Raw genomic sequence first — 25,819 nt, forward strand, 5'->3', positions numbered from 1 at the left:
CGTACCGGCATCCTGCCCGGCGCCCGGCCCGGCATCCCGCCCGGCGTCAGGCCCGGCGCCCGGGCCACCGGCCCGCCCGGCCTCCCTGCCGTCTCGGGTCGCGTCGCTCTCGCTCACGCCGTCACTGTACGACGCACAAACGACGCATGTTGTCTTGCGTCGTTTGTGCGTCCAAGACTGACGGACAACGGAGCCACAGCAGGAGCAAGCAGGAGCAACCGGACGTACGGCAGGAGCAATCACGTCATGAGCACCAGCACGACACCAACCACCGTGATCGCCCCGCGCCGTAACGCCACGGCGATACCGGTGCCGGAGACGCGCGACGAGGACGAACTGGCGCGCGGTCTGCGCGCCGCCGACGAGCAGGCGTTCGCGGCGATCTACCGGCGCTGGGGCGCGCTCGTCCACACCATGGCGATCCGCTCCCTCGGCGACGCCCACGAGGCCGAGGACGTGACCCAGCAGGTGTTCCTCGGCGCGTGGCGGGGCAGGGGCGGTTTCCACCCGGAGCGGGGACCGCTGGGTGCCTGGCTCGTCGGCATCACCCGGCGCAAGATCGTCGACGCGCTGGCGGCCCGGACGAGACGCCTGACGCTGATCGACTCGGCCGCGCACAGTGCCGACCCGCCCCGGCCCGAGGGCGCCGCACCGGACGACATCCTGGACCGGGTGCTCCTGGTGGACGAGCTGTCTCGGCTGCCGCAGCAGCAGCGCCAGGTGCTCTGCCTGGCCTTCTACGAGGACCTCACCCAGGTCCAGATCGCGGAACGCACCGGCATGCCCCTGGGCACCGTGAAGAGTCACGCCCGCCGTGGCCTGCACCGCCTGCGCCACGCTGTCGAACAGGGCCGGGACTCCGGCCCCGGCGACGACACCGTCACCGGGCCCGCTCGCGGCGACGCCACCGGCCCCGCTCGCGAAACGGTCCCGCCGTCCGCATCCGGCGCGGCGGCCCCGAGCGAAACATGAACAAGTCTCCGCACGAGGGAGGACACCTCCCCGCACGACGGAGGCCCTACCCACCCGCACATCGGGGGACCGCATTCCGAAGGGATGAGCACCATGACCTCCCGAACCCCCCTCGCCCTCGCCGCCTCGGCCTGTGCCTGCGCCCTCGCCCTCGGCGTCACCGCGCCCGCCGCCGCCCAGCCCTCCCCCACCGGGGACGACCAGGCTCTGGTGTCCGTCTTCCACGGTGTCCCGGGCCTGACGGTCGACGTCTACGCCAACGGTGACGAACTCCTCGGCGACTTCGAGCCCGGCACCATCACCGACCCGCAGGAGCTCAAGGCGGGCACCTACGAGATCCAGCTGTTCGAAGCGGGCCAGGGACCCGACGGCACCCCGGCCGTGGAGAAGGAGATCGAGGTACCCGCGGGCGCGAACGCCACCATCGCCGCGCACCTCTCGGCGCAGGGCGAGCCGCAGCTGACGGCCTTCGTCAACGACGTCGCCCCGGTCGAGGACGGCCAGTCACGGCTGACCGTACGTCATGTCGCCGCCGCACCCGCCGTGGACGTCCGGGCGGGCGGCCAGCCGGTGTTCAAGGGCCTGGAGAACCCCAAGGAGGACACCACCGTGGTGGACGCCGGCACGGTCTCCGCCGATGTCGTCCTCGCCGGTACCGACACCGTGGCCATCGGCCCGGCCGACCTGAACCTCAAGGAGTCGACCAGCACCGTCGTCTACGCCTGGGGCAGCGCCGAGGACGACAACCTGGCACTGAAGACCCAGACGATCGACCTCACCCGCTAGCCGCGGCGCGATGCCGTCGCACCGCCCGGTGAGGATGCGCGCCCGGAGGTCCTGCCACAGCCTGAAAGGGAAGAGTGGCGGGCTTCCGAGGCGACGGGTCCGACGGGTCCGACGGGTCCGACGGGGCGATGGGGCGACGGACGAGAAGGAGTGGAGATCGTGGCGAGGAAGAAGGAGCCCTTGAGCAAGGGCGACAAGGTCTCGTGGAGCAGCCACGGGCAGGACGTGCCCGGCAAGGTCAAGAAGAAGATCACCGAGCGTACGCAGGCCGCCGGCCGCACCGTCGACGCGTCGAAGGACGACCCGCAGTACGAGGTGGAGAGCGACAAGTCGGGCCGCTCGGCCGTGCACAAGCCGGACGCGCTGCGCCGCCGCTCCGGCGGGAAGGGCGGGAGTTCGTGACGGCGGCGAAGGGGCCGGGGTCGGGCGACGACCGGGACGAGACCCGGAAGGCGTTCGGTGAGGCGGTGAACATGACCGCCGCTGAGCTGGAGAAGTGGCTCGGTACCGACACATCGCGCGACGCCGGGCAGAGCGACGGCGGCGAGAGCGTCGGCCACGCCTCCGGACGGCGCATCGTCCAGTTGCTGCGCACCAAGAAGGACGACCTGAGCGACGACGACCTGGCTCATATGCGCAAGGTCGTCGGCTACGTACGGCGGCATCTCGCACAGCGCCCCGACGGGGACGTCACCGACACCACATGGCGGCATTCCCTCATGAACTGGGGCCACGATCCCCTGAAGTAGCCGCCCGCAGCGGGTTGGGCAGCGGCCGGTACCGGGCGGCGGCGCCGTCCGCGCCGGTCCAGCGCAGCAGGAGGTTGGTCTTGCCGGGGAGGGTGGGGGCGGTGAGCAGGGCGGCGGCCTCGGGGACGTCGCGCGCGTGCCGGGCCAGCTGATTGCGCAGGGCGGGCCATGGGTCGAAGCCGGGGCGGAGCTCGGCAAGGGCGGCGGCGATCTCGGCGAGGTGGTTGACGACCAGGCAGTACACCAGCCGTTCCCACCCGGCCTCCCGGGACACCTCGGGCACCCGCGCCGCCCCGGCCGCGTGCGGCAGCAGCTTCACGCCCTCGGCGTCCCGGAACAGCACCTGCACGGGCAGGCCGGACGCGTCCACGGCGACCAGCGTGTTCTGCAGATGCGCCTCCAGGACCACCCCGTGCCCGGCGAAGGCGGCCAGCACCGGCGGCACGACCTCCTTCAGATACGCCTCCCACCACACGTCCGGGTCATCGGCCGCCGCGAGCGGGTCGCCGTCGAAGCCCTCCACCAGCGCGGCGGCGAGATACGGCGTGGCGCCGGGCCGCAGATGGGCGCGCAGTCCGTCCCGTACGACGACGGCCAGCTGCTCGCAGGCGAAGTCGGCGGTGCGATGGCCGCGATCGCTGAGCCAGGCCGCCGTCGAGTCGTCGAACGCGGCGAAGGCGTCGCGTACCGCGTCGTCCGTGGCACGCAGGCGGAGCAGGTCGTGGCGCCACAGCCGCCGGATGTCGTTGGTGATGCGCACATCCAGGCTGAACTTGCAGAACAGATCCTGTTCGGGCGCGTACACGGTGCGGATCGCGGCCGTGGGCCACACCGGGTCCGGGGTCGTCCCGAGCCGGACGAGGCGGCCGTCGGCGAACGCCGGGGCGAGATCGCGCGCCGCCAGCTCCAGCTGCCAGGGGTGGGCGGGCAGCAGACGGTAGCCGGGCGGGGCCGTGCCGAGGCGGTCGAGCGCGGTGGTGTCGCCGTCCTCGACCACGGTGTCCTCGCGGAGCGCGAGCAGCGTCAGCGGGAAGCGGGCGTGCGCCTCGGGCGCGTACGGCAGCCAGGTGGCCGCGGGTGCGCCGCCGCGCGCCTTGGGGGCCGGGTGGTGGGTGTGGCCGGTGAGCAGGCTCTGCTCGGAGCGCAGATAGGGGTCGTCGGGCGGGGTGGCGCGGGCGCGGGCGGTGAGCAGGGCGGCGACCGCGTCCCGGCTGTCGATCATCTCGCCGGGGAGTTCGTGGTTGGACACGCCGGTGTGCCGGCGCAGTTCCTCGGCGGCGAGTTTCACCAGCTCGACATGGCCGATCCGGTGCCAGGTGCCGCCCGCGTACACCTCGGGACGGGTGGGGCGCCGGGTGCCGCGTACGCGCAGCAGGCGGCCTGTGCCGGGCAGGCGGTAGGTGCGGTGCCGGTCCCCGTCCTCCAGGGGTTCGGCCACCTCGCGCAGCAGACAGTTCAGCAGCGGTACGGCCGCGTAGGCGTCGGCGCGCCCGGCGACGGTGTCGTCCGGCGCGGCGTCGTCCGGCGCGGTGTCGTCGTCTGCGGGCGGGGGCATGAGGTGCACGCGATCCACTGGTTCCCTACGGTCTGTCCGGGCGGAGACGATCAGTATGTCTGTCGTCGACCGCCCTCACGTCCCTGCCCAGTCCGTCACGTCCCGCCCTGTACGTACCCGAGGAGCCCGCCCGTGCACCGTCCCCCCACCGCCGAGACCGAGGTCGCCGAGGAGCTGGCCGCGGTGCGGCCCGCGCTCTCGCCCCGGTACGCGCGGGAGCTGCCCGGCGCCCGCGCGGCCGTGCTGACCAGGCTGTGGCGCGGACTCGCGTACGAGCCGCTGCCGTGGATCGCCCGCCGCGAGCCGCTCCCGGGCGGTGCCGGGCTGACGCTGCGTCTGGCGGACGGGCGGGGACTGCACGGGCCGCGCCCGGACCCGTACGCGACGGACGCCTACGTGGCCGTGGTGCGGCTCGACGAGGTGGCGTACGACGATCCGGCGCGGCTGATGACGGATCTCGCCGTACCGCATGCGGCGGCCTTCGCGGCCGAACTCGGCCACAGTGTCGCCTCGTTGGCGCTGTCGCGGGCGGGGGCGCATCACCCGAAGGAGTGGCCGGCCGAGGACTGGGCGTGGGAGCAGCGGGTGGTCGACGGGCACCCCTTCCATCCCAACTGCCGTGCCCGGCCCGGCTTCTCGGTGGCCGCGCAGCTGGCCCACGGCCCCGAGCACGGCTCACCGGTGGAGCTGGGACTGCTGCCCGTGCCCGCCGGGGAGTGCCTGGTGAGCGGGGCGTGGCCCGAGTGGCTGCGGGACGGGGACCGCATGCTGATCCCGGTGCATCCCTGGCAGGCGGCGCATGTGCTGAAGCGCCGCTGTGAGGAACACGTCAGCGCGCATCCGCTGATGGCGCTGCGCACCCTCGCCCTGCCGGGCGGCGGCCCGCACATCAAGACCGCGCTGACCGCCCGCCTGACCTCCTCGGTGCGGGACATCTCGCTGGGCTCGATCGCCTCGTCGGCGGTGCTGTCGCGGTTCGGGGAGCTGGTGGCGGCGCGCACGGACGGGCTGCTGGACATCACCCGCACGCTGGGCGCGGTGGCGGCGGGGACCCCGGATCTCGCGGCCGTCCTGCGCGAGTCGCCGCGGGAGTACGTGACGGAGGGAGAACGAGTCCTCCCGGTGGCGGCCTTGACTACGACCGAACTCCCTCTCTCCCCCGCTTGGTTGACGGACTTCACCCGTCTCGCGCTCACGGTGGGGCTGCGGCTGCTGGAGCTGGGCGTGGCCCTGGAGGCACACGGCCAGAACCTTCTCGTGGTGCTGTCCCCGGACGGTGACCCGCTGAGGTTCGTCTACCGCGATCTGGCCGACCTCAGGGTGAGCCCGGCCCGCCTGACCCGTCACGGCATCGCTGTCCCCGACCTGCCCGCGCGCATGCTCACGGACGACGAACGGACCCTGCGCCGCAAGCTGTTCGGCTCCCTGGTGGCGGGCGCCCTGGCCGGCACGGCGGGCTCGGCTCGGGCCCTGCGCACCGCCCTGGACACCGCCGTACGAGACCTCCCCCGCACGCCGGACCTGACCGCCCTGCTCGACAGTCCCCTCCCCACCAAGGCCCTCACTCTGATGCGCCTGTCACCTCACACCCCGGGCGACCAGTGGACGGAACTGCCCAACCCGCTACGGGATTTCTGAGCCCTCCCGCAGCGCCTTGGCGAGCGCTCCGTCGCCGGTGACCTCCACCCGCCCGGCGCGTACGGCGTCGGCCAGGGTGAGCTCGCCGCGGCTGATCGCCGTGCAGGTGTCGGTGTCGAGACCGAGACGGGCGTCGGGGTCGCCGGGGGCCGGGCCGTCGCCGTAGACGGGACCCTGCTCGGCTCCGACGTGGAGATGGAACTGCCCTTCCTCCAGGAGCACTTCGACCAGCCCCTCACCCTCCAGCGCGCGCAGCAGGGGAAGGGCGAACCAGTGGGCGCGTACGGCGTCGGTGGGCCGCCGCTCCCCCAGCTCGGCCTGTCCCCATGCCCCGAGCGCCTGGAGGACAGGCAGCAACTCACGTCCCCGCGCGGTGAGTTCGTACACGTACGCCGCACCGGGCGGCGGCAGACGCCGTCTCGTCGCCAGCCCATCGCGCTCCATGTCCTTCAGCCGCGAGGCGAGGACGTCCGTGCTGACGCCGGGGAGGTCCGCGTGGAGGTCGGTGTAGCGCCGCGGGCCGGCCAGCAGCTCCCGGACGATCAGCAGGGTCCAGCGGTCGCCGACGGCGTCGAGGGCGCGGGCGGCGGAGCAGTACTGGTCGTAACTACGGCGAGCGCGAGGTGGCATGCGGCGCAGTCTAGACAACTTGTTGGACTTTCCAAGCGCCTACTTGGTAAAACCAAGCAACACCAGATACCGGAGAGGTAGCGGCGCATGGAGTTCCGGCAGTCGAGCAAGCTCAGCGAGGTCTGTTACGAGATCCGCGGCCCGGTGATCGAGCACGCCAACGCGCTGGAGGAGGCGGGGCACAGCGTGCTGCGCCTGAACACGGGCAATCCGGCGCTGTTCGGCTTCGAGGCGCCGGAGGAGATCCTCCAGGACATGATCCGGATGCTGCCGCAGGCGCACGGCTACACCGACTCCCGCGGCATCCTCTCCGCCCGCCGGGCCGTCGCCCAGCGCTACCAGACCCTGGGTCTGGAGGTCGACGTCGACGACGTGTTCCTCGGCAACGGCGTCTCGGAGCTGGTGTCGATGGCCGTACAGGCCCTGCTGGAGGACGGCGACGAAATCCTCATCCCCGCCCCCGACTTCCCTCTCTGGACGGCGGTGACGACTCTCGCCGGCGGCAAGGCGGTCCACTACCTGTGCGACGAACAGGCCGACTGGTACCCGGACCTGGCCGACATGGAGTCGAAGATCACGGACCGCACGAAGGCGGTCGTCATCATCAACCCGAACAACCCCACGGGCGCGGTGTACCCGAAGGAAATCGTCGAGGGCATCCTCGACCTGGCCCGCCGCCACGGCCTGATGGTCCTCGCCGACGAGATCTACGACCAGATCCTCTACGACGCCGCCGTCCACCACGCGGCCGCGGCCCTCGCCCCCGACCTGGTGGTGCTCACCTTCTGCGGCCTGTCGAAGACCTACCGCGTGGCCGGCTTCCGCTCGGGCTGGCTGGTCATCACCGGCCCGAAGCAGCACGCGAGGGACTACCTGGAGGGCCTGACCATGCTGGCCTCCATGCGCCTGTGCGCCAACGCGCCCGCCCAGTACGCCATCCAGGCGGCCCTCGGCGGCCGCCAGTCCATCCGCGACCTCACCACCCCGGGCGGCCGCCTGCACGAACAGCGGAACGTGGCCTGGGAGAAGCTGAACGAGATCCCGGGCGTGACCTGCGTCAAACCGAAGGGCGCCCTGTACGCGTTCCCGCGCCTCGACCCCAAGGTCCACAAGATCCACGACGACGAGAAGTTCGTCCTGGACCTGCTGCTCCGCGAGAAGATCCAGGTCGTCCAGGGCACGGGCTTCAACTGGCCGACCCCCGACCACTTCCGCATCCTCACCCTGCCGCACGCGGAGGATCTGGAGGCGGCGATCGGGCGGATCGGGCGGTTCCTGAGCGGATACCGCCAGTAGAACCCCGGCAACCACGACTGCGGCCCTCGGCGTCAAAAGGATCATGACCGACCACGCCAAGGGCTGCGGCCCTCGCCTGGGCGGTGCTCGCCCTTGGGGTCTGGGGCTGCTGGCGTGGTGGACGCCGTACGAGGCACCGGAGTTCATGGGCTAGCGTCGCGCGCGGGGCGGCCGGCGATATCCCGGAGCGCGAACACGGCCCGGGGCTCAGCCGCGTCGGTCCGGGCCGGACCCGGCCAGCCCTGTCCCGAGAAGGATGTACGCGGCGAGGGCGGCGGCCGGTATGTGCCCGCCCGCGCGGTCGATGTCGTCAATGCAGTACCCGGACAATCCCAGCCAGGCCAGCCCACCGACGATCACCATGGCGACGTTTCCGGTCTCGCCCATCACCCGCATGCCGGCCCACAGCAGCAGCGGCATGAGAGCCCAGGAAGCGGCCATGGTGAGCAGGAACTCGAAGGTGCCGGCGAATGCGTCGTCACTTCCGGACGCACTGTCGCGGGCCGAAGCGAAGCCGGCGGACATGAGGGTGTGGCAGGCCGCGGTGGCGACGAGGACGGTGACGGCGCCTTTGCCGAGTCGCACATATCGCAAGGGAAAACCTCGTCCTTCTCCTACAGGGCGTTGTATGACCTGGCGATACCGTGGCTGTACGGGCGCCGGTCTCAGGGGGGAGGATCACGTGGATCCACGAGCCGACAGGCGGGTCATCCACAAGTACCGTTTGCGGCTCAGGCAATTGGTGTTCATCACCGTGTTCCTAGGGGGGCCGAGTGTTGCGGCGGCGCGTCCGGTCTTCAGGGAAGACGACGTGCCTATGACCTTCGTCGCGGTCATGGTCATGGTTCTGGCCACGGTGTGTCTCGCCCTCATCGCGTTCTGGCGATCGGCGACCATCCTCTACCAGGACCACATCGCGGTGCGGCAGCCGTTCCGGACCCGCCGCACAAGGTGGTCCGATGTGTTGAGTATCGAGGCTGACGACAATCCGGCTTCGTCCAGGATGTTGCTGCTCGACAGCGAAGGGCGGCTGTTCGCTCTGCTGGGAGGAGTCCAGGCGCACGGCCACGAGGCGCGAACCATCCAGGACTTCTGGGAGCGGTCCCGCGGCGAGAGTTGGACGCCCCCGTCTGCGGCCTTCGTGTCCAGGGCTCGGGTCCGCGCCCAGGCGCGATCCTCCGCGCGCGTGTGGGGTGGTCTGCTGGCAGCTGGCCTATTTCTCGCGCTGGTGGCGACTGGCATCGTCCTTGACGCCTAGGTCGGGCCCGTGCGGGTCGGACGTCTTCCCCGATCAGTCACACCGGTTGCGCTGAGCCTCGTTTGTCCTCGACGTGGACGACGTGGAGCTCGGTGCCGTCCCGGTGGCGCTTGGAACGTCCGAGCAGGCCGACAGCGATCTGCGACTGATCCCGCGGCTCATCGGGGCCGACGTAGGTGAGGACGTCGTTGTGATGGCCGGTGACGACCCAGCCCTCGACGTCCTGGGGATCGATCACCCCGAAGTCTCCTGCCGGGGATCCGGCATGCACCGGGCCGAACTTCTTCAGGAGGTCGGTGGCCTGCTCAGCGAGCTCTCCTTCCGGAGCGGTCAGCACGACACACGTGCCGTGTTCGAACAGCACCCACGACTTGCGAGGGTCGGCGAGAAGCCGCTGCCAGACGCCTATCAGTGTCTCGGTGTTCACGCCGGTCATCATGCCGCAGAGCATCCGTACAGGAAGTCCGGGCTCTCGCGCTGAGCGCAGGGTCGAGCGCGGGGCTCCTGTGGCACGATCCGAGACCCGTGCCCCACGTCCCGTGAGCCACCGGCCTTGATCGAGGCAGTGCCATGACCCGGCCCGCCGCATCGAACCCTGCACCAGGTCCGGCCGAGCCCGCCGCTCCCCTCGCGGAGGAGATCGCTCATGTTCTGGTCGGCACGGTGGTTCGCTCCGTCGGGAGAGCCGTGGACATGGGGGTCGTCGAACTCGAGGGGGCCCGGGGCGAGGTGGTCATGGCTCATCTGCAGTGTCCGTTCCGGGTCGTGCAGAACGGGAAGATCGTCCTGGGTTCCGCGGACATGCGGTACACGCCGAAGGGAGCGGGAGCGAACGCCTTCGAGGAGTTCGTGAGGCTGCCTGCCCTCCCCTCATGGCACTGCGGGCAATGCCACCTCGCACCACACCGTCTTTGTGTACGGGTCGCCGGCCGCTGTTCCCCAGTGGGTGGAGAGGGTCTCGATGAGGAGGAGGCCGCGGCCGGTTTCCTGGTCCGGGGTGGCGGGGGTGAGGGTGCCGGAGGTCGGGGGGCGGTGGTCTGGGCGGGTGTCGGTGAGTTCGATGCGGAGGGTGGGGGGCTCTGGGAACAGGGTCAGGCGGAGACGGAAGTCCCGGCCCGGTGTCCGGCCGTGGCGGATCGCGTTCGTCGCCAGTTCCGCCACCAGCAGCGACGCCGTGCGGTTCCCATCCGTGTCGTACGGCCATCCCCACGACGTGAGTTGCTCCGCCGCGAGGTGACGGGCCAGGCGTGCGCCCCTCGCCGTGGCCGAGAGGCGGATCGTGAAGTGGCGGGCGGGGCTGGCGATGTCGACGTTCATGTCACTCAGCATGCTCGGCCGACTCTACGCTGGACAGTGACGACGCCGGTACGCAACGTCACCGTCCGGGTCCTGTCCGGGTCTGTCCGGGCCGCGACGCGTGACGTGCGGCGTGGGCGAGGAGTTCGGCACGTGGAGGTGTGGGGACATGAGTGTGGAGCCGTACGGCGCGGACGAGGAGTCGGCGGCTGTTCTCAGGACCGTCGGCCGGGTCATCAAGATGTGCCGCGAGCGAGTGGGCATGACCCAGGCCGAGCTCGGCAGAGCCATCGGGTACAGCGAGGAGCAGGTGTCCTCCGTCGAGCGGGGGCGCCGGGCGCCGACGGTGGAGTTCCTCGAAGCCGCGGATCGTGTCCTTGACGCCGAGGGCCTCATCGCCGGGTTGAGGAAGGATGTGGAGCGGGCCCGGTTCCCCAAGAAGGTCCGGGACTTGGCCAAGCTGGAGGCCGAGGCCGTCGAGGTCTGCGCCTACGCGAATCACGTCGTGCACGGTTTGCTCCAGACTCCGGAGTACGCCCGCGCCATCTACGGCATGCGGCGGCCGCCGTTCACCGAGGAGCAGGTGGACGAGCTCGTGGAGGCCCGACTGGCACGTCAGCAGATCTTCGACGAGCGGTCCGCTCCTGTCTTCAGCTTCGTCCAGGAAGAGGTGACGCTGCGCCGCCCGCTCGGGGGCAGAATGGTGATGCGCAAGCAGCTCGAACGCCTGTTGGAGGCCGGTCGGCGGCGGAACGTGGAGATCCAGGTGCTCCCCACGGAACGCGAGGACCACGCGGGGCTCGCGGGCGCGCTCCAACTGCTGCGGCTGAAGGAGGGAGCCACCGTAGGACACATCGAGGTCCAGCTGATCAGCCGACTGCTCTCGGACCCGAAGGAGATCCAGGTCCTGGAGATCCGCTATGGCATCATCCGGGCCCAAGCCCTCACGCCCCGTGAGTCGCTGGCCTTCATCGAGAAAGTGCTGGGAGAGACATGATGACCCACCACCCGACGGGCAACGCGCTGGAGTGGTTCAAGAGCAGCTACAGCACGAACGACGGCCCGGAGTGCGTGGAGGTCGCCTTCGCCCCCCACACCATCCACGTACGCGACTCGAAGCACATACCCGGCCCCCAGCTCGCCTTCTCCTTCGAGCACTGGGCCGACTTCCTCGCGCACGCCTCCGAGCGGCGCCCATGACCCGACTCCCCACCGCCGCGCAGCGACGTCTCATCGAGGCCGCCGATCCCGCCACTGGACGACTGAAGGGCACGGACGCCCAGCTCGCCGCGCTGGTGAAGCGGGGGCTTGCCTTCCGGCATCCGAGGCCGCCGCACGATCACTTCCTGACACCGGCGGGGCATCGCATCCGCGACGCCGAGACCGAGACCGAGTCTGAGCCCGGCCACGCAGAACCCGCCGCCCCCGGCGTCTTCGCCGCCCGCGTCGGCGGCGAGGACCCCGCGCCGGAAGCCGGCCCCGCGCGGCAGCGCGAGGTGCGCAGTGCCTGGGAGGGGATGCTGGAGCTGCGGCGGATGACCAATCCGGACGGGGCGACCGACCGGCCGTGCGGCTGGGAGCGTACGCATCTCGTGCAGGCCGCGGCCCTCGCGCTGGAGGCGGGCGGGCACCGGCCCTCGGGGCCGGACGGGGGCGGGTATCGCATCACGGACACCCCGCAGCCGGACGCCGTCGCCGTGTACGAGCCGGACGATGCCGCGCGGCGGGCCTGTGCGGGCACGCTGGAGCGGGCGGGGTGGCAGGTCGGGGAGTACACCGAGCCGCGGACCCGGCGGCGCTACCTGCTGGCCTCTCCCCGGCGGGCGTGAGGACGGATGCGCGTGTAAGGATCGAGAGTGCCGAATGCCGATCACCGCGAGCGAGATCACTACGAGGGGGCAGCGTGAGCGAGCCGTATTCCGTAGCCGTCACCGTCCGGGGCTACGAGACCGATGTGCAGGGGCATCTGAACCAGGCCGTGTATCTCAACTACGCGGAGCACGCCCGCTGGTCGCTGCTGCAAGAGGCCGGGATCAGCCAGTCCGCGCTCGTCTCGACGGGCGTGGGGCCGGTTGCCCTGGAGACGACGATCAAGTACCGGCGGGAGCTGCTCGCCGGGGACGAGGTGACCGTCAGCTGTGCGTTCGCCTGGGGCGGCGGGAAGACGTTCACCATCGAGCAGACCATCGCGAAGACGGACGGCACCGTGGCCGCGGAGATCACGGCGGTCGGCGGGCTGCTGGACCTCAAGGAGCGCAAGCTGGTGGGCCGCCCGCAGGACACCTTCCGCGAACTGGCCAAGGACCCGAGCCTGTTCGGGCTGTAGACCGGCCGGCTTCTACGGTCGTTCGGCTGTGCCGCGGCCGTAATTCGCGTGCGGAGCAGGCCGCGGCGCTGCCATCCTGCCGTGCCATGGCCGTACGACGCGTCAAGCCCAGCCTGTACATCTCCGTCGACATCGAGGCCGACGGGCCCATTCCGGGGCCGTACTCGATGCTGAGCCTCGGTGCCGCCGTCGCCGGGGTGCAGGACGCCCAGGGTTTCACCCCGGCGGATCCCGAGGAACGGACCTTCTACCGGGAACTGCGGCCGATCAGCGGGGACTTCGTGCCCGAGGCGCTCGCCGTGAGCGGGCTGGACCGCGACCGGCTCGGCACCGAGGGTGCCGAGCCGGGCCGGGCGATGAGCGACTTCAGCGCGTGGGTGCGGGAGTGCGCCGCCGGGCAGCGGGCGCAGCCCGTGATGTGCGGCTATCCGGCGTCGTACGACTGGACCTTCCTGTACTGGTATCTGATCCGGTTCACCGGCGAGAGTCCCTTCGGGCACTCGGGGTGCCTGGACATGAAGACCCTCTACGCCACCAGGGCGGGGCTGCCGCTGAGGGCGGTGGCCAAGGGGACGATGCCGCGCGAGCTGCTGTCCCGGCGCCGGCATACGCACCATGCGCTGGACGACGCGATCGAGCAGGCCGAGCTGCTGGCCAACCTCATGGCGTGGCCGGGGCCTTCGTCGTCGTGAGGTCCTCGCCCGCCTCCATGGGGTGGGCGACGTCGGCCGCGTCGCGGCGGCCGTTGCCGATGTGGTTGAAGACGAAGTTCAGCAGGACCGCCACCACACAGCCCGTGGAGATGCCGGAGTCGAGGACGATGCGGGCCGTCTCCGGGAAGGCGTGGTAGAACTCGGGCGCGCTGATCGGGATGATGCCGACGGCCAATGACACGGCGACGATCAGGATGTTGTTGTCCTTCTCCAGGCCGGCGCGGACCAGGGTCTGGATGCCGCTGGCGGCGACCGAGCCGAACAGGACGACGCCCGCGCCGCCGAGCACCGGGCGCGGTACGACGGCGATGAGGGAGGCGGCCATGGGGCACAGGCCCATCAGGATCAGGAAGCCGCCGCCGGTCGCCACGACGTAGCGGCTGCGGATCTTCGTCATCGCGACCAGGCCGATGTTCTGGGCGAAGGCGCTGCACATGAAGCCGTTGAACAGCGGGCTGATGGCGGAGCCGAGGGTGTCGGCGCGCAGGCCGGCGGCGATGGTCTTCTCGTCGGCCGGGCGGTCGACGATCTCGCCAAGGGCCAGCATGTCGGCGGTGGACTCGGTCATCGAGACCACCATCACCACGCACAGGGAGACGATCGCCGCGAGCTGGAACTGCGGGGCGCCGAAGTGGAACGGGGTCGGGAAGCCGACGATGCTCGCCTCGGCGACCGGGGAGAAGTCGGTGACGCCGAACGGGATGGCGATCAGTGTGCCGGCGACCAGGCCGAGCAGGACGGCGATCTGCTTGACGAAGCCGCGGGTGAAGCGGCGCAGCACCAGCACGATGACCAGCGTCAGGGCGGCGAGTCCGAGATTGGTCGCCGAGCCGAAGTCGTCGGCGGCGGGGCTGGATCCCTGCGCCCAGCCGAAGGCGACCGGGAGCAGCGAGATGCCGATCAGGGTGATGACCGTGCCGGTGACGACCGGCGGGAAGAAGCGGACCGCCTTGCTGAAGAAGGGGGCGGCGAGGAAGCCGAGGAGTCCGGCGACGATGACCGCGCCGAAGATGATCGGCAGGGCGTCGTCCTTGTCGGGGGTGGCGGCGACGACGGCGGTCATGGGGGCGACACCGGCGAAGGTGACGCCGTTGACGAAGGGCAGCCGGGCACCGATCTTCCAGATGCCGAGGGTCTGCAGGAGGGTGGCGAGGCCCGCGGTGAACAGGCAGGCGCCGGTGAGGAAGGTCAGGTCGGTGGCGGACAGGCCTATCGCCGCTCCGACGATCAGGGGCGGGGCGACGACTCCCGCGTACATGGCGGCCACGTGCTGCAGGCCGGTTGTCGCCATCTTGACTGGCGGGAGTTTTTCGTCAACGGGGTGGTCGGCCACTGCGGCTCTCCTCCGGTCGGTGGCACGTCGGCTCTGACGTGGGTGTCAAGGAGGTGGTGCTGGTGGTCGTGCGGGACCGGGGGACGGGGCCGTCACCGGCGGGACATCGGGTCCCGGGTGCGGCGGGTGACCGTTCCGGAACGCGCGCTCGCGGAGCGCGCGTTCCGGAGACGGCCGCCGCGGACCTGTGGGGTCCGCGGTCACCGGCCGGGAGCCGTCCCTCCCGGCCGGAGCTCATCGGGATCTTCAGTTCTGCGCGGCGATCCGTGCGAGCCGCTGCGCTTCCGCACGGGTCGTACGGGCGATGGTGTCCTCGTCGGCGGTGAGCAGACGGCCGTTCTCGACGATCTGCCGGCCGTCGACGAAGGACGCGGTGACCGGGGCCGCCGCGCCGAGGACGAGGGCGGTGACCGGGTCGGCGATGGAGGCGTGGGCGAGGGTGTCCATCCGCCACAGCACCAGGTCGGCGAGCTTGCCGGGCTCCAGTGAGCCGATCTGGCCCGCGCGGCCGAGGACTTGGGCCCCGCCGTACGTTCCGAGCCGCAGCGCCTGGCGGGCGTTGAGCGCGGCCTCGCGGTGGGCGCCGAGGCGGTTGATCAGCAGGGCGTTGCGCAGCTCGGTGTGCAGTTCGCCGGACTCGTTGGAGGCGGTGCCGTCCACGCCGAGGCCGACGGGGACACCGGCCGCCAGCATGTCGGGAACGCGGGCGATACCGGCGGCCAGACGGGCGTTGGACGAAGGACAGTGGGCGACACCCGTCTTCGTACGGGCGAAGGCGGCGATGTCGGAGTCGTTCATGTGGACGCAGTGCGCCATCCACACGTCCTCGCCGAGCCAGCCGGTGGACTCGAAGTAGTCGGTGGGGCCCATGCCGAACAGTTCGTGGCAGAACTTCTCCTCCTCCACGGTCTCCGAGCCGTGGGTGTGCAGCCGTACGCCGAGCCGGCGGGCCAGTTCGGCGCCCTGGCGGAGCAGTTCGGTGGAGACGGAGAAGGGGGAGCAGGGGGCGACGGCGATCTGGGTCATCGCGTCGAAGGAGGAGTCGTGGTGCCGCTTGACCGTCTCCTCGGTGGCCGTCAGGGCGCCTTCGAGGGTCTCGACGGCGAAGTCCGGGGGCAGGCCGCCGTCCTTCTCGCCGCGGTCCATGGAGCCGCGGGCGAGGGTGAAGCGGACGCCCATGTCGCGGGCGGCGCGGATGATCGCGCCGGCGAGGTCGCCGGAGCCCTGCGGGAAGACGTAGTGGTGGTCCATGGCGGTGGTGACGCCGCCGCGGGCCATCATGGCGAGCGAGCCCTGGGCCGCCGCGTGGACCATCGGCTCGTCGATGCGCGCCCAGGTGGGGTAGAGCGCGACGAGCCAGTTGAACAGGTTGTGGTCGGTGGCCAGTCCCCGGGTGATCCACTGGTAGAAGTGGTGGTGGGTGTTGACCAGGCCGGGGGTCACCAGGTGCCCGGAGGCGTCGATCCGGCGGACGACGTTCTCCAGGCCGTCCGGTGCCCTGCCCGCGCCGAGGGACTCGATGCGGTTGCCGGCGAGGACGAGATGGCCGGAGGCGTACTCGGTGTCCTTGGCGTCGACGGTCGCGATCGCGCAGTTCTCGATGACGATGCGCTGGGCTGCTGCCATGATGCGTCCCTTTGACTCTGCTGTTCCTTCGATGGGCAGGGCACGGCAGGACCCTAGGAGTTTTGAGTGCCGAGGCCGGGGAGGTGTCGTCGTGTCTCCCCGGCCGCGGGTGCCGAAGGGGGAGGCGTCAGAGGTTGGTGAGGTCCACCGGGATCCGTGCCTCGCAGCCGTCCCGCAGGATGGTGGCCTCGATGAGGCCGTAGGGACGGTCGGCGGCGTAGTACACCTCGTTGTCGTTCTTCAGCCCGAACGGCTCCAGGTCGACCAGGAAGTGGTGCTTGTTCGGGAGGGAGAAGCGGACCTCGTCGATCTCACTGCGGTTGTTGATGATGCGCGCGCCCATCTGGTACAGCGTCTGCTGCAGCGACAGCGAGTACGTCTCGGCGAAGGCCTGGAGCATGTGCTTCTTCACCTGCTCGTAGGACTTCTCCCAGTTGGGCATCTTCTGCTCGTCGTCGGTCCAGTTGAACCGCCACTTGCCGGAGACCTGGGTGGCCAGAATGCGGTCGTAGGCCTCCTGGAGCGTCGTGTATTTGTCCTTGACGTAGCCCCAGAACTCGGAGTTGGTCGAGTTCATCACGACGAGGTCCTTCAGGCCGGAGACGACCTCCCACTGCTCACCGTCGTAGGTGATCTGGGTGGTGCGGATCTCCTGGCCCTTGCGGACGAAGGAGTGCTTGACCTCGTCGGCGCCGATGAACTTGCTGTTGGCGTCGGAGGTCTCGATCCGCTCCCAGGCGTATTCCTCGATGCGGATGCGGGCCCGGTGGATCGGCTCCTGGCTGCTGACGAAGTGGCGGGCGAGGTGGATGCCGAACTGCTCGGCGGACTCGATCCCGTACTCCTTGGCGAACGCGTACACCGTGTTCTTGGTGGTGTCGGTCGGCAGGCAGTTGGCGTTGGAGCCGGAGTAGTGGACCTCCTCCATGTCGCCGGACAGGGCGACGGAGACGTTGAGGTCCTTGATGTGGTGGGTGGCGCCGTCCCGCGTGATCTTGACGACTCGGTTCTCGGCCTTGCCGTACTGGTTCTGTCCCAGGATGGTCGGCATCTAGCTAGCTCCCTCGGTAAACGGAGTAGCCGAACGGGTTGAGCAGCAGCGGTACGTGGTAGTGCTCGCCGGGGTTCACGGCGAAGGTGATCGCCACCTCCGGGAAGAACACACCAGCACCGCTGTCCCGATTCGCGGGGGCGTCCTGCTGCGCATCGGCTTGCTTCTTCTCGAAGTACGACTCCACGGCGAAGTCGAGCCGTACGTGGGTGGTGCCCTCCGGCAGCGCCGGGAGGTCCTTGCACCGCCCGTCCGCGTCGGTCGCGGAGCCGCCGAGCGCCTGCCAGTCCGCCTCGCGCCCGCTGCGGGCGGAGAGGTGGACGGCGACGCCCTCGGCGGGGCGGCCGGCGCTGGTGTCCAGGATGTGCGTGGACACGGAAGCGGTGGTCTCGGTGCTCATGCGTGCGTCAGTCCTGTTCGACGAGTCGGGCGAGGCGGATGCGGTTGATCTTCCCCAGTTCGGTGCGGACGATCTCGCGCTCCTGCTCCGGCGCGTTGCCGATGCGTTCCTTCACGGCGTCCCGCATCTGCTCGCCGGTCCGGCCGGTGGCGCAGATGAGGAACACATGGCCGAACTTCTCCTGGTAGGCCAGGTTCAGTTCCAGCATCTCCGCCTTGAGCTCCTCGGAGGCGCCGGCCATGCCGGCCTGCTCGCGTGAGGAGGTCGGGTCGCCCGGCTTGGGGCGGCCGATGGGCGGGTGCCCGGCCATCGCCTCCTCGAGGTCGGCCGTGGTCAGGTCGGCCATGGCGGCGTCGCTGGCGGCGTAGAGGTCCTCGGGGGCGGCGTAGGGGCGGGCGGCGAGCAGGCGCCGGGCCCACGCCGTGGAGGCACACGCCTCGTGGAGGGCGGCGAAGGCCGCGTGCTCCTCCAGGGCGTTGAAGCGGGCCAGGCCCGGCGGCGTGGAAGTGGACGTCACGGGAGCCTCCGTGGCCTTGTGTGCTGAACGGGCGTGCCGATAGTGAACGCCGTCACGGCCAGCGCGTCAACAGTTTGTTGAAAATTCGGGGGAACATATACGAGTCCGCCACCGGCCGGTTTCCAGGATGCGCCCGGTACACCGCGGGCCGCCGCCCGCACGCCGGGCGACGGCCCCCTTGGATGCGACGAAAGGGCTGGTCAGACACCCTTTTCACGGTTGAGGTAGTTGTAGACGGTGAACCGGCTGACGCCGAGCGCGCTCGCCACGGTCTCCACTCCGTGGCGCACCGCGAAGGCGCCGCGCGCCTCCAGACTGCGTACGATCTCCTGCTTCGCGCGGCGGTCCAGATCGGCCAGCGGCATACCCTTGCGGCGCTCCAGCGCGGCGAGGATGTGATCGAGGGAGTCCGCGAGCTGGGGCAGGCGCACGGCGACGACGTCGGCGCCCTCCCAGGTGAGGACCACGTCGTCGAGGCCGGCCTCGTCCGGCGGGATCAACTGCCCGCCGATGGCGTCGACCAGCGGCTTGACGGCCGCGATGAACGGCTCGTCGCCCGCGCCGCTCATCCCTCGCCCTCCCCGATCACATTGACCTGGAGGGAGACCCGGGTCGCGCCGGCCGCGAGGGTGCGGCGCAGCAGCGCGTCCACGGCGGTGAGCACCGCGTCGGCGCCGCCCTCCGCGGTGTTGCCGAACGGGCCGACGTCCACGGCGTCCAGCTCGGCGCCCTCGACGACCTCACGGGCCACCACCGCGTGCGCGGGGGCCTCGTCGAGGTCGAAGGGCTCGGTCGTGAACTCCACTCTCAATCGCACGCGCTCAACCTAACGCCCGGGGGCCCATCCCGCCGACCCCTCTTGACAAGGCGGAGGACCGCGCGGCAATCTTCCATTACGCAGAAACGAACTTCCGTAATACGGAAACACAACCACGGAAGGGAGCGCCGCGACCGATGGGATTCGCAGACCAGCGCTTCAACGTCAACCTGTCGATCCTCTTCACGGAACTCCCGCTCCTGGAGCGCCCCGCGGCCGCCGCCGCGGCCGGCTTCACCGCGGTCGAGCTGTGGTGGCCCTGGATCGACTCGCCCACCCCCGAGCAGTCCGAGCTCGACGCCCTGAAGAAGGCGATCGAGGACGCGGGCGTCCAGCTCACCGGCCTGAACTTCTACGCCGGACAGCTCCCGGGCCCGGACCGCGGCGCCCTGTCCGTCCCCGGCGAGGAGTCGGAGCGGTTCCGCGCCAACATCGACGTGGCCGCCGATTTCGCGCAGTCGCTGGGCTGCAAGGCGCTCAACGCGCTGTACGGCAACCGGGTCGAGGGGGTGGACCCGGCCGAGCAGGACGCGCTCGCGCTGGAGGACCTGACCCTCGCCGCCCGGGCGGCCGACCGGATCGGCGCGATCCTGCTGATCGAGGCGCTGAACAAGCCCGAGTCGCCGCTGTACCCGCTGGTGTCCGCGCCGGCCGCCGTCGGTGTCGTGGACAAGGTCAACGCGGCGACGGGGCTGGGCAACGCGCGGTTCCTCATGGACCTGTACCACCTGTCCATGAACGGCGAGGACCTGCCCTCGGTGATCGAGCGGTACACCGCGAAGACGGGCCACGTCCAGATCGCCGACAACCCCGGCCGCGGCGCCCCCGGCACGGGTTCGCTGCCGCTGGAGGAGCTGCTGGACCAGCTCAAGAAGGCGGGTTACGACGGCTGGGTCGGCCTGGAGTACAAGCCGGGCGACGGCCCGAGCGCGGAAGCCTTCGGCTGGCTGCCGGTGGAAGCGCGCGCCGCTCGCTGACGGCACCGAACGCCGGACGGGCGAGTTTCGCTGACCGGCGCCCAGACACAGACGTAGCAGTTTCAGAGAGGCACCCCCATCATGAGCAACACTCTCCCCAAGATCGCGTGGATCGGGCTCGGCATCATGGGCTCCCCCATGTCCGAGAATCTGATCAAGGCCGGTTACCAGGTCAGCGGGTACACGCTGGAGAAGGAGAAGCTGGACCGGCTGGCCGCCGCCGGCGGTACCGCCGCCTCCTCGATCGCCGAGGCCGTGCGGGACGCCGACGTCGTCATCACGATGGTTCCGGCCTCCCCGCAGGTCGAGGCCATCGCGTACGGCCCGGACGGAATCCTGGAGAACGCCAGGTCCGGCGCGCTGCTGATCGACATGTCCTCGATCACCCCGCAGACCTCCATCGACCTGGCCAAGGCCGCCAAGGACAAGGGCATCCGGGTCCTGGACGCCCCCGTGTCCGGCGGTGAGGCCGGTGCCATCGAGGCCGTGCTGTCCATCATGGTCGGCGGCGAGCAGGCCGACTTCGACGAGGCCAAGCCGATCTTCGAGGCGCTCGGCAAGACCATCGTGCTGTGCGGCCCGCACGGCTCCGGTCAGACCGTGAAGGCCGCCAACCAGCTGATCGTCGCCGTCAACATCCAGGCGTGCGCCGAGGCCGTGGTCTTCCTGGAGAAGTCCGGCGTGGACCTCAAGGCCGCCCTGGACGTCCTCAACGGCGGTCTCGCGGGCTCCACCGTGCTGACGCGGAAGAAGGACAACTTCCTGAACCGCGACTTCAAGCCCGGCTTCCGGATCGACCTGCACCACAAGGACATGGGCATCGTCACCGACGCCGCCCGCACCGTCGGCGCGGCCCTGCCCGTCGGTTCCGTGGTGGCCCAGCTGGTCGCGAGCCTGCGTGCGCAGGGCGACGGCGGCCTGGACCACTCCGCGCTGCTGCGCGCGGTCGAGCGCCTCTCCGGCGCCCAGGTCTGACCCGGCCGCCCCTGAACTCCGGGCGGCGCCGGTGCTGACACCTGTCCTGTCGCGCCCAAGGCGCCGGCGCCGCCCGGTAACCAGCCCTGCTCACCCGTTCAACAAACTGTTGACGCCCCGATCGTCCCGAACCTAGGCTCCACAAAGCGGAAACAGCTTTCCGCTGCCCCTCGCATGGAAGGTCCACGATGTCGAAGCGCGTGCTCACCACCGAGTCCGGCGCCCCGGTCGCCGACAACCAGAATTCCGCCTCCGCCGGCATCGGCGGCCCGCTGCTGCTCCAGGACCAGCACTTGCTGGAGAAGCTCGCGCGCTTCAACCGCGAGCGCATCCCGGAGCGTGTGGTGCACGCCCGCGGCTCCGGCGCCTACGGTCACTTCGAGGTCACCGACGACGTCACCGACTACACGTACGCCGAGTTCCTGGACACGGTCGGCAAGCGCACCGAGGTGTTCGTACGCTTCTCCACCGTGGCCGACTCGCTCGGCGGTGCGGACGCGGTGCGCGACCCGCGCGGTTTCGCGGTGAAGTTCTACACCCGTGAGGGCAACTACGACCTCGTCGGGAACAACACCCCGGTGTTCTTCATCAAGGACCCGATCAAGTTCCCCGACTTCATCCACTCGCAGAAGCGCGACCCCTTCACGGGCCGTCAGGAGCCGGACAACGTCTGGGACTTCTGGGCGCACGCCCCCGAGGCCACGCACCAGGTGACCTGGCTGATGGGCGACCGCGGCATCCCGGCGTCGTACCGCCACATGAACGGCTACGGCTCGCACACCTACCAGTGGACGAACAGCAAGGGCGAGGCCTTCTTCGTCAAGTACCACTTCAAGACGAACCAGGGCATCCGCTGCCTGAGCAGCGAGCAGGCCGCGGAGATCGCCGGCCAGGACCCGACCTCGCACCAGACGGACCTGCTCCAGGCCATCGAGCGCGGGGTGCACCCGTCCTGGACGCTGTACGTCCAGCTGATGCCGGCGGAGGATGCCGCGGACTACCGCTTCAACCCGTTCGACCTGACCAAGGTGTGGCCGCACAAGGACTACCCGCTGCAGCGGGTCGGCCGCCTGGTGCTGGACCGCAACCCGGACAACGTGTTCGCCGAGGTCGAGCAGGCCGCGTTCTCCCCGAACAACTTCGTGCCGGGCATCGGCCCGTCGCCGGACAAGATGCTCCAGGGCCGCCTGTTCGCCTACGCCGACGCGCACCGCTACCGCCTGGGTGTCAACCACACCCAGCTCGCGGTGAACGCCCCCAAGGCCGTGCCGGGCGGCGCGCACAACTACGGGCGAGACGGGTTCATGGCGTCCAACTCCCAGGGCCGGTACGCCAAGAACTACGAGCCGAACTCCTACGACGGCCCCGTCGAGACCGGCCGCCCGCTGTCGGCGCCGCTCGCCGTGTCCGGGCACACCGGCACGCACGAGGCGCCGCAGCACACCAAGGACGACGACTTCTTCCAGGCCGGTGAGCTGTACCGCCTGATGTCCGCCGAGGAGAAGTCCCGCCTGATCGCCAACATCGCCGGCGGCCTGTCCCAGGTCAGCCGCGACGACGTGATCGAGAAGAACCTGGCCCACTTCCACGCCGCCGACCCGGAGTACGGCACGCGCGTGGAGGAGGCGGTCCGCGCCCTGCGCGAGGACTGACCCACAGGCTGCGTCCGGGGCCCGGCGGGGAGGCCGGGCACCGGACGCGACGACCCGCCGTACCGGCGACCCGGATGAGGGGTGGTCGACCGGTACGGCGGGCAGGGCGAGGACCGCGGCGGCGTGCGAGCCAGTGCGGTGGTGCAGGCCCGGAGTCTCTTCCTTCGACCTGAGGGGAGGAGCCCCCGGCGCCATCGCACCCGCCGCGGTCCCGATCCCTTCCCCCAGACCCCGTCCGGCGGCGCGAACGTACTGTCGCGCCCAGCCTCGCACCGCCGGACGGCTTCAACAAAACCCTCACAGCCTCACCGGGCGGAAAGCGCCCCGGACGCGGACGGTCCCGCATCCGGGGCGCTTTCCGTTGTCCACGCGCGGTGTCCGGGGTGCGGAACGGCGCGGTGCGCAGCAGCCTGGTGGCATGGCACATCCGACGGAGCATCCGCACATCGTGGTGCATCCCCCGGCCCTGGACGGCTCCCGGCGGGTCACCACGGACGACGAGACACTGGGGATCGCCACGCACGCCGACGACGTGAGCGAGATCCTCCGGCTGGCCGATCTGTACGTCACCGACATCGAGCACACCGACTTCATCGAGTGGCAGGGCGGCGGCCCCGACGACTGGCCGGGCCTGTCCGAGCACCACGAGGCATGAACCCACGTACCGCAGCGGTCGTAGCCCGCCTACGGCATCCTCAAATCAAGCTCTGAACCGGTACGGCGAGGCTTCGGCCGCCCCCGGCACCGGGCAGACTTCCCGCACACGGAACCCGCCGACACGGGGGCGGCGGGCTCCGTGTGCACACGGCATGCCGAGAGGGGCGGTCCCGGATGGGACCGCCCCTCTCGTCGTGGTGCGCCGGCGTGTCAGCCCTTCAGGGGCTTGATCGCGGTCGGCGCGTGCCCCGGCTCCGTCGCCAGCTCCTCGAACTCGATGACGTTGGAGATGTCGTTCGTGCCGGACATGGAGATGTTGGTGACGCGCTCCAGGATCGCCTCGACGACCACCGGGACCCGGTACTCCGCGGCGAGCTTCTTGGCCTGCTCCAGGGCCGTGCCCAGCTCACAGGGGTCGGTCACGCGGATCGCCTTGCAGCCGAGGCCCTCGGCGACCTTGACGTGGTCGACGCCGTAGACGCCCAGCTCGGGCGAGTTGATGTTCTCGAACTCCAGCTTGACCTGGAAGTCGATGTCGAACGCCCGCTGCGCCTGGCGGATCAGGCCCAGGTAGGAGTTGTTCACCAGGACGTGGACGTAGGGGATCTTGTGCTGGGCGCCGACGGCCAGTTCCTCGATCATGAACTGGAAGTCGTAGTCACCGGAGAGCGCGACGACCTGCGCCTGAGGGTCGGCCTTGGCGACACCGAGCGCGGCCGGGACGGTCCAGCCGAGCGGGCCCGCCTGGCCGCAGTTGATCCAGTGGCGCGGCCGGTAGACGTGCAGCATCTGCGCGCCGGCGATCTGCGAGAGGCCGATGGTGGAGACGTACCGGGTCTCCGGGCCGAAGGCCTTGTTCATCTCCTCGTAGACGCGCTGCGGCTTGATCGGGATGTCGTCGAAGTGCGTACGGCGCTGGAGCGTGGCCTTCCTCTCCTGCGCGGAGGCGGCCCACGCGGAGCGGTCGGGCAGCTTCCCTGCGGCCTTCAGCTCCTTCGCCACCTCGACGAACAGCTCCAGCGCGGCCTTCGCGTCGGAGGCGATGCCGTAGTCCGGGGCGAAGATCTTGCCGATCTGGGTGGGCTCGACGTCGACGTGGACGAACGTCCGGCCGGCCGTGTAGACGTCCAGCTTGCCGGTGTGGCGGTTGGCCCAGCGGTTGCCGATGCCGAGGACGAAGTCGGACTCCAGGAACGTCGCGTTGCCGTAGCGGTGCGAGGTCTGCAGGCCGACCATGCCGGCGTTCAGCTCGTGGTCGTCGGGCAGGAGGCCCCAGCCCATCAGGGTCGGCACGACCGGAGTGCCCGTCAGCTCGGCGAACTCCACCAGCAGCTCGGCCGCGTCGGCGTTGATGACGCCGCCGCCCGCGACGATCAGGGGGCGCTCGGCGGCGTTCAGCATGCCGATCGCCTTCTCGATCTGCGCGCGGGTCGCGGCGGGCTTGTAGACCGGCAGCGGCTCGTACGTCTCGGGGTCGAACTCGATCTCCGTCATCTGGACGTCGATCGGCAGGTCGATCAGGACGGGGCCGGGCCGGCCGGAGCGCATGAGGTGGAAGGCCTGCTGGAAGACGCCGGGGACCTGCGCGGCCTCCAGGACGGTCACCGCCATCTTGGTGACCGGCTTGGCGATCGAGGCGATGTCGACGGCCTGGAAGTCCTCTTTGTGGATCACCGCGGTCGGGGCCTGGCCGGTGATGCACAGGATCGGGATGGAGTCGCCGATCGCCGAGTACAGGCCGGTGATCATGTCGGTGCCGGCGGGTCCCGAGGTGCCGATGCAGACACCGATGTTGCCGGGGTGCGTCCGGGTGTAGCCCTCGGCCATGTGCGAGGCGCCCTCCACATGGCGGGCGAGGGTGTGGGTGATCCCGCCGGAGGCCTTGAGCGCCGCGTAGAACGGGTTGATCGCCGCGCCGGGGACACCGAACGCGTCGGTGACGCCCTCGCGCTTGAGGATCTCAACTGCCGCGCGGGCAGCGGTCATTCGAGCCATCGAGTACTCCTGCTTCGGCCATCGGATTCGCACTCCCGTCGCGCCCCGCGGTGAGCTCTCTTCCGTGAACTGACTGTCTTTGACTTTTTCCGTATAGCGGAAATTAACTTCTACGATCTGGAATGAATGTAGGTGGGAGGGCCGAAGGCCGTCAAGAGAGGGACCAAGCGCCGGACAGGCACGGGGCCGGTGGAGGACGATGGGCGCTGCCCTGAGGTGAGAGACGTCCGGGAGTGGGCCATGCCCGAGAGCCTGTCGGTGCGCTGTCCGACGTGCCGGCGCGCGCACCGCTACACGGCACCGTCGTACCCCTGCGCCTGCGGCACTCCGGTCGCCGCGCCGCTGGACGGGGACGGCGTGGTGACGCCGGTCGCGCACCGCGTCTGGCAGGAGGACTGGGTCACCGTGCGCTGCGGGCACTGCGGGCGCCGGGGGCAGTGGCCCCGGCCGGAGCTGGGATGCCCCTGCGGCACGGTTCTGCGCATCCCGGTGGCGTCCGGCGCTCCGGAGCGGCCGGCGCCGCCCTCCGTGACGATCCGCACCGCGCGCGACGCGGTCACGGCCGTCGTGCTCCACCTCCACCGGCTCGGCTACGGCCGG

General features: G+C 70.5%; 29 protein-coding genes and 1 pseudogene. 17 read left to right on the top strand and 13 right to left on the bottom strand.

From position 1 onward, the window contains the following. Positions 1–246: 246 nt before the first annotated feature. The 4 genes from N4P33_RS14465 to N4P33_RS14480 all read left to right on the top strand — a co-directional run bounded on the left by N4P33_RS14465 (position 247) and on the right by N4P33_RS14480 (position 2,507). On the top strand, positions 247–972 hold the full coding sequence (locus tag N4P33_RS14465; RefSeq protein ID WP_260826906.1) for an RNA polymerase sigma factor: 726 nt from the start codon (positions 247–249) through the stop codon (positions 970–972). A gap of 93 nt (positions 973–1,065) precedes the next feature. After that, positions 1,066–1,758, top strand: coding sequence for a DUF4397 domain-containing protein (locus N4P33_RS14470; protein ID WP_399029446.1), 693 nt, complete (start codon positions 1,066–1,068; stop codon positions 1,756–1,758). A gap of 159 nt (positions 1,759–1,917) precedes the next feature. Continuing rightward, positions 1,918–2,160 (top strand): DUF2945 domain-containing protein, encoded by a 243-nt coding sequence (locus N4P33_RS14475; RefSeq protein ID WP_260826908.1) that lies wholly within the window; start codon positions 1,918–1,920, stop codon positions 2,158–2,160. A 71-nt stretch (positions 2,161–2,231) separates the two neighbouring features. Further along, positions 2,232–2,507: a DUF3140 domain-containing protein gene (locus tag N4P33_RS14480; protein ID WP_260826947.1), complete on the top strand. Its 276-nt coding sequence runs from the start codon at positions 2,232–2,234 to the stop codon at positions 2,505–2,507. Here N4P33_RS14480 and N4P33_RS14485 read toward each other — a convergent pair. Beyond that, on the bottom strand, positions 2,476–4,062 hold the full coding sequence (locus tag N4P33_RS14485; protein WP_260826910.1) for an IucA/IucC family siderophore biosynthesis protein: 1,587 nt from the start codon (positions 4,060–4,062) through the stop codon (positions 2,476–2,478). The genes N4P33_RS14480 and N4P33_RS14485 overlap by 32 nt on opposite strands. Before the next feature lie 132 nt (positions 4,063–4,194). Here N4P33_RS14485 and N4P33_RS14490 point away from each other — a divergent pair, with 132 nt between their 5' ends. After that, on the top strand, positions 4,195–5,700 hold the full coding sequence (locus tag N4P33_RS14490) for an IucA/IucC family protein (protein ID WP_260826911.1): 1,506 nt from the start codon (positions 4,195–4,197) through the stop codon (positions 5,698–5,700). Here the strand turns inward: N4P33_RS14490 and N4P33_RS14495 are convergent. Beyond that, positions 5,686–6,330 carry a winged helix-turn-helix transcriptional regulator gene (locus N4P33_RS14495; protein ID WP_260826913.1) on the bottom strand — a complete coding sequence of 215 codons (645 nt, stop codon included), beginning with the start codon at positions 6,328–6,330 and terminating at the stop codon, positions 5,686–5,688. The two genes, N4P33_RS14490 and N4P33_RS14495, sit on opposite strands and share 15 nt — an antisense overlap. Positions 6,331–6,417: 87 nt before the next feature. Here N4P33_RS14495 and N4P33_RS14500 point away from each other — a divergent pair, with 87 nt between their 5' ends. Next, the gene (locus tag N4P33_RS14500; protein WP_260826914.1) at positions 6,418–7,626 is read left to right on the top strand and encodes a pyridoxal phosphate-dependent aminotransferase; all 1,209 of its coding nucleotides are present in this window, start codon (positions 6,418–6,420) and stop codon (positions 7,624–7,626) included. A gap of 207 nt (positions 7,627–7,833) precedes the next feature. Here the strand turns inward: N4P33_RS14500 and N4P33_RS14505 are convergent, their stop codons facing one another. Beyond that, on the bottom strand, positions 7,834–8,220 hold the full coding sequence (locus N4P33_RS14505; RefSeq protein WP_399029449.1) for a hypothetical protein: 387 nt from the start codon (positions 8,218–8,220) through the stop codon (positions 7,834–7,836). An 88-nt stretch (positions 8,221–8,308) separates the two neighbouring features. Here N4P33_RS14505 and N4P33_RS14510 point away from each other — a divergent pair, with 88 nt between their 5' ends. Then, on the top strand, positions 8,309–8,884 hold the full coding sequence (locus N4P33_RS14510; RefSeq protein ID WP_260826915.1) for a PH domain-containing protein: 576 nt from the start codon (positions 8,309–8,311) through the stop codon (positions 8,882–8,884). 37 nt (positions 8,885–8,921) lie between these two features. Here N4P33_RS14510 and N4P33_RS14515 read toward each other — a convergent pair whose 3' ends face one another. Together N4P33_RS14515 and N4P33_RS14520 are read right to left on the bottom strand one after the other, a co-directional pair. Beyond that, the gene (locus tag N4P33_RS14515) at positions 8,922–9,323 is read right to left on the bottom strand and encodes a hypothetical protein (RefSeq protein WP_260826916.1); all 402 of its coding nucleotides are present in this window, start codon (positions 9,321–9,323) and stop codon (positions 8,922–8,924) included. A gap of 431 nt (positions 9,324–9,754) precedes the next feature. Next, on the bottom strand, positions 9,755–10,201 hold the full coding sequence (locus N4P33_RS14520) for an ATP-binding protein (RefSeq protein ID WP_260826918.1): 447 nt from the start codon (positions 10,199–10,201) through the stop codon (positions 9,755–9,757). A gap of 148 nt (positions 10,202–10,349) precedes the next feature. Here N4P33_RS14520 and N4P33_RS14525 point away from each other — a divergent pair, with 148 nt between their 5' ends. The 5 genes from N4P33_RS14525 to N4P33_RS14545 all read left to right on the top strand — a co-directional run bounded on the left by N4P33_RS14525 (position 10,350) and on the right by N4P33_RS14545 (position 13,198). Next, the gene (locus N4P33_RS14525; protein ID WP_260826920.1) at positions 10,350–11,177 is read left to right on the top strand and encodes a helix-turn-helix transcriptional regulator; all 828 of its coding nucleotides are present in this window, start codon (positions 10,350–10,352) and stop codon (positions 11,175–11,177) included. Next, positions 11,177–11,380, top strand: coding sequence for a DUF397 domain-containing protein (locus tag N4P33_RS14530; RefSeq protein ID WP_260826951.1), 204 nt, complete (start codon positions 11,177–11,179; stop codon positions 11,378–11,380). The genes N4P33_RS14525 and N4P33_RS14530 overlap by 1 nt, the downstream gene beginning before the upstream one ends. Next, positions 11,377–12,009, top strand: a complete 633-nt coding sequence (locus tag N4P33_RS14535; protein ID WP_260826922.1) for a hypothetical protein — start codon at positions 11,377–11,379, stop codon at positions 12,007–12,009. Before N4P33_RS14530 ends, N4P33_RS14535 begins: the two co-directional genes overlap by 4 nt. Before the next feature lie 74 nt (positions 12,010–12,083). After that, positions 12,084–12,506, top strand: a complete 423-nt coding sequence (locus N4P33_RS14540; protein WP_260826924.1) for a thioesterase family protein — start codon at positions 12,084–12,086, stop codon at positions 12,504–12,506. A gap of 86 nt (positions 12,507–12,592) precedes the next feature. Further along, the gene (locus N4P33_RS14545; RefSeq protein WP_260826925.1) at positions 12,593–13,198 is read left to right on the top strand and encodes a 3'-5' exoribonuclease domain-containing protein; all 606 of its coding nucleotides are present in this window, start codon (positions 12,593–12,595) and stop codon (positions 13,196–13,198) included. Here N4P33_RS14545 and N4P33_RS14550 read toward each other — a convergent pair. From N4P33_RS14550 to N4P33_RS14580, 7 genes are all read right to left on the bottom strand, one after another. Beyond that, positions 13,167–14,552: a nucleobase:cation symporter-2 family protein gene (locus N4P33_RS14550; protein WP_260826927.1), complete on the bottom strand. Its 1,386-nt coding sequence runs from the start codon at positions 14,550–14,552 to the stop codon at positions 13,167–13,169. The genes N4P33_RS14545 and N4P33_RS14550 overlap by 32 nt on opposite strands. A gap of 246 nt (positions 14,553–14,798) precedes the next feature. Then, positions 14,799–16,178 (bottom strand): 8-oxoguanine deaminase, encoded by a 1,380-nt coding sequence (locus tag N4P33_RS14555; RefSeq protein WP_260826929.1) that lies wholly within the window; start codon positions 16,176–16,178, stop codon positions 14,799–14,801. Positions 16,179–16,305: 127 nt separating this feature from the next. After that, the gene (pucL, locus tag N4P33_RS14560; protein WP_260826931.1) at positions 16,306–17,229 is read right to left on the bottom strand and encodes a factor-independent urate hydroxylase; all 924 of its coding nucleotides are present in this window, start codon (positions 17,227–17,229) and stop codon (positions 16,306–16,308) included. A gap of 4 nt (positions 17,230–17,233) precedes the next feature. Then, complete coding sequence (gene uraH / locus N4P33_RS14565; protein ID WP_260826933.1) at positions 17,234–17,629, bottom strand: hydroxyisourate hydrolase; 396 nt, start codon at positions 17,627–17,629, stop codon at positions 17,234–17,236. Between the two features lie 7 nt (positions 17,630–17,636). Next, entirely contained in the window at positions 17,637–18,146 is a 510-nt protein-coding gene (uraD, locus tag N4P33_RS14570) for a 2-oxo-4-hydroxy-4-carboxy-5-ureidoimidazoline decarboxylase (protein WP_260826935.1), read from the bottom strand. Positions 18,147–18,346: 200 nt separating this feature from the next. Continuing rightward, entirely contained in the window at positions 18,347–18,715 is a 369-nt protein-coding gene (locus N4P33_RS14575; RefSeq protein WP_260826936.1) for a helix-turn-helix domain-containing protein, read from the bottom strand. Further along, positions 18,712–18,963 carry a hypothetical protein gene (locus N4P33_RS14580; RefSeq protein WP_260826938.1) on the bottom strand — a complete coding sequence of 84 codons (252 nt, stop codon included), beginning with the start codon at positions 18,961–18,963 and terminating at the stop codon, positions 18,712–18,714. The genes N4P33_RS14575 and N4P33_RS14580 overlap by 4 nt, the downstream gene beginning before the upstream one ends. Before the next feature lie 137 nt (positions 18,964–19,100). Here N4P33_RS14580 and N4P33_RS14585 point away from each other — a divergent pair, with 137 nt between their 5' ends. The 4 genes from N4P33_RS14585 (at position 19,101) to N4P33_RS14600 (ending at position 23,222) form a co-directional block, all read left to right on the top strand. After that, a complete protein-coding gene (locus N4P33_RS14585; protein WP_260826940.1) occupies positions 19,101–19,940 on the top strand; it encodes a TIM barrel protein in 840 nt (279 codons plus the stop codon). A gap of 81 nt (positions 19,941–20,021) precedes the next feature. After that, on the top strand, positions 20,022–20,915 hold the full coding sequence (locus tag N4P33_RS14590; RefSeq protein ID WP_260826942.1) for a 2-hydroxy-3-oxopropionate reductase: 894 nt from the start codon (positions 20,022–20,024) through the stop codon (positions 20,913–20,915). Between the two features lie 188 nt (positions 20,916–21,103). Next, positions 21,104–22,567, top strand: a complete 1,464-nt coding sequence (locus tag N4P33_RS14595; RefSeq protein WP_260826943.1) for a catalase — start codon at positions 21,104–21,106, stop codon at positions 22,565–22,567. Between the two features lie 418 nt (positions 22,568–22,985). Beyond that, positions 22,986–23,222, top strand: coding sequence for a hypothetical protein (locus N4P33_RS14600; protein ID WP_260826944.1), 237 nt, complete (start codon positions 22,986–22,988; stop codon positions 23,220–23,222). A gap of 212 nt (positions 23,223–23,434) precedes the next feature. Here the strand turns inward: N4P33_RS14600 and gcl are convergent, their stop codons facing one another. Next, entirely contained in the window at positions 23,435–25,219 is a 1,785-nt protein-coding gene (gene gcl / locus N4P33_RS14605) for a glyoxylate carboligase (protein ID WP_260826945.1), read from the bottom strand. A gap of 240 nt (positions 25,220–25,459) precedes the next feature. Between gcl and N4P33_RS14610 the strand changes: the two are divergent. After that, positions 25,460–25,819 (top strand): annotated as a pseudogene (locus N4P33_RS14610) (hypothetical protein); the annotation flags it as partial.

Origin of the sequence: Streptomyces sp. 15-116A (assembly GCF_025290915.1) — a bacterium.
Classification (GTDB): domain Bacteria; phylum Actinomycetota; class Actinomycetes; order Streptomycetales; family Streptomycetaceae; genus Streptomyces.

Bases quoted from the DNA above. Each gene is read 5' to 3' on its own strand.
- N4P33_RS14590 (WP_260826942.1), top strand. From the start codon at position 20,022: ATGAGCAACACTCTCCCCAAGATCGCGTGGATCGGGCTCGGCATCATG.
- N4P33_RS14495 (WP_260826913.1), bottom strand. From the start codon at position 6,330: ATGCCACCTCGCGCTCGCCGTAGTTACGACCAGTACTGCTCCGCCGCC.
- N4P33_RS14485 (WP_260826910.1), bottom strand. From the start codon at position 4,062: ATGCCCCCGCCCGCAGACGACGACACCGCGCCGGACGACGCCGCGCCG.
- N4P33_RS14600 (WP_260826944.1), top strand. From the start codon at position 22,986: ATGGCACATCCGACGGAGCATCCGCACATCGTGGTGCATCCCCCGGCC.
- N4P33_RS14585 (WP_260826940.1), top strand. From the start codon at position 19,101: ATGGGATTCGCAGACCAGCGCTTCAACGTCAACCTGTCGATCCTCTTC.
- gcl (WP_260826945.1), bottom strand. From the start codon at position 25,219: ATGGCTCGAATGACCGCTGCCCGCGCGGCAGTTGAGATCCTCAAGCGC.
- N4P33_RS14515 (WP_260826916.1), bottom strand. From the start codon at position 9,323: ATGATGACCGGCGTGAACACCGAGACACTGATAGGCGTCTGGCAGCGG.
- N4P33_RS14480 (WP_260826947.1), top strand. From the start codon at position 2,232: ATGACCGCCGCTGAGCTGGAGAAGTGGCTCGGTACCGACACATCGCGC.
- N4P33_RS14470 (WP_399029446.1), top strand. From the start codon at position 1,066: ATGACCTCCCGAACCCCCCTCGCCCTCGCCGCCTCGGCCTGTGCCTGC.
- uraH (WP_260826933.1), bottom strand. From the start codon at position 17,629: ATGAGCACCGAGACCACCGCTTCCGTGTCCACGCACATCCTGGACACC.
- N4P33_RS14545 (WP_260826925.1), top strand. From the start codon at position 12,593: ATGGCCGTACGACGCGTCAAGCCCAGCCTGTACATCTCCGTCGACATC.
- N4P33_RS14555 (WP_260826929.1), bottom strand. From the start codon at position 16,178: ATGGCAGCAGCCCAGCGCATCGTCATCGAGAACTGCGCGATCGCGACC.
- N4P33_RS14500 (WP_260826914.1), top strand. From the start codon at position 6,418: ATGGAGTTCCGGCAGTCGAGCAAGCTCAGCGAGGTCTGTTACGAGATC.
- N4P33_RS14530 (WP_260826951.1), top strand. From the start codon at position 11,177: ATGACCCACCACCCGACGGGCAACGCGCTGGAGTGGTTCAAGAGCAGC.
- N4P33_RS14465 (WP_260826906.1), top strand. From the start codon at position 247: ATGAGCACCAGCACGACACCAACCACCGTGATCGCCCCGCGCCGTAAC.
- N4P33_RS14575 (WP_260826936.1), bottom strand. From the start codon at position 18,715: ATGAGCGGCGCGGGCGACGAGCCGTTCATCGCGGCCGTCAAGCCGCTG.
- N4P33_RS14595 (WP_260826943.1), top strand. From the start codon at position 21,104: ATGTCGAAGCGCGTGCTCACCACCGAGTCCGGCGCCCCGGTCGCCGAC.
- pucL (WP_260826931.1), bottom strand. From the start codon at position 17,229: ATGCCGACCATCCTGGGACAGAACCAGTACGGCAAGGCCGAGAACCGA.
- N4P33_RS14525 (WP_260826920.1), top strand. From the start codon at position 10,350: ATGAGTGTGGAGCCGTACGGCGCGGACGAGGAGTCGGCGGCTGTTCTC.
- N4P33_RS14535 (WP_260826922.1), top strand. From the start codon at position 11,377: ATGACCCGACTCCCCACCGCCGCGCAGCGACGTCTCATCGAGGCCGCC.
- N4P33_RS14520 (WP_260826918.1), bottom strand. From the start codon at position 10,201: ATGAACGTCGACATCGCCAGCCCCGCCCGCCACTTCACGATCCGCCTC.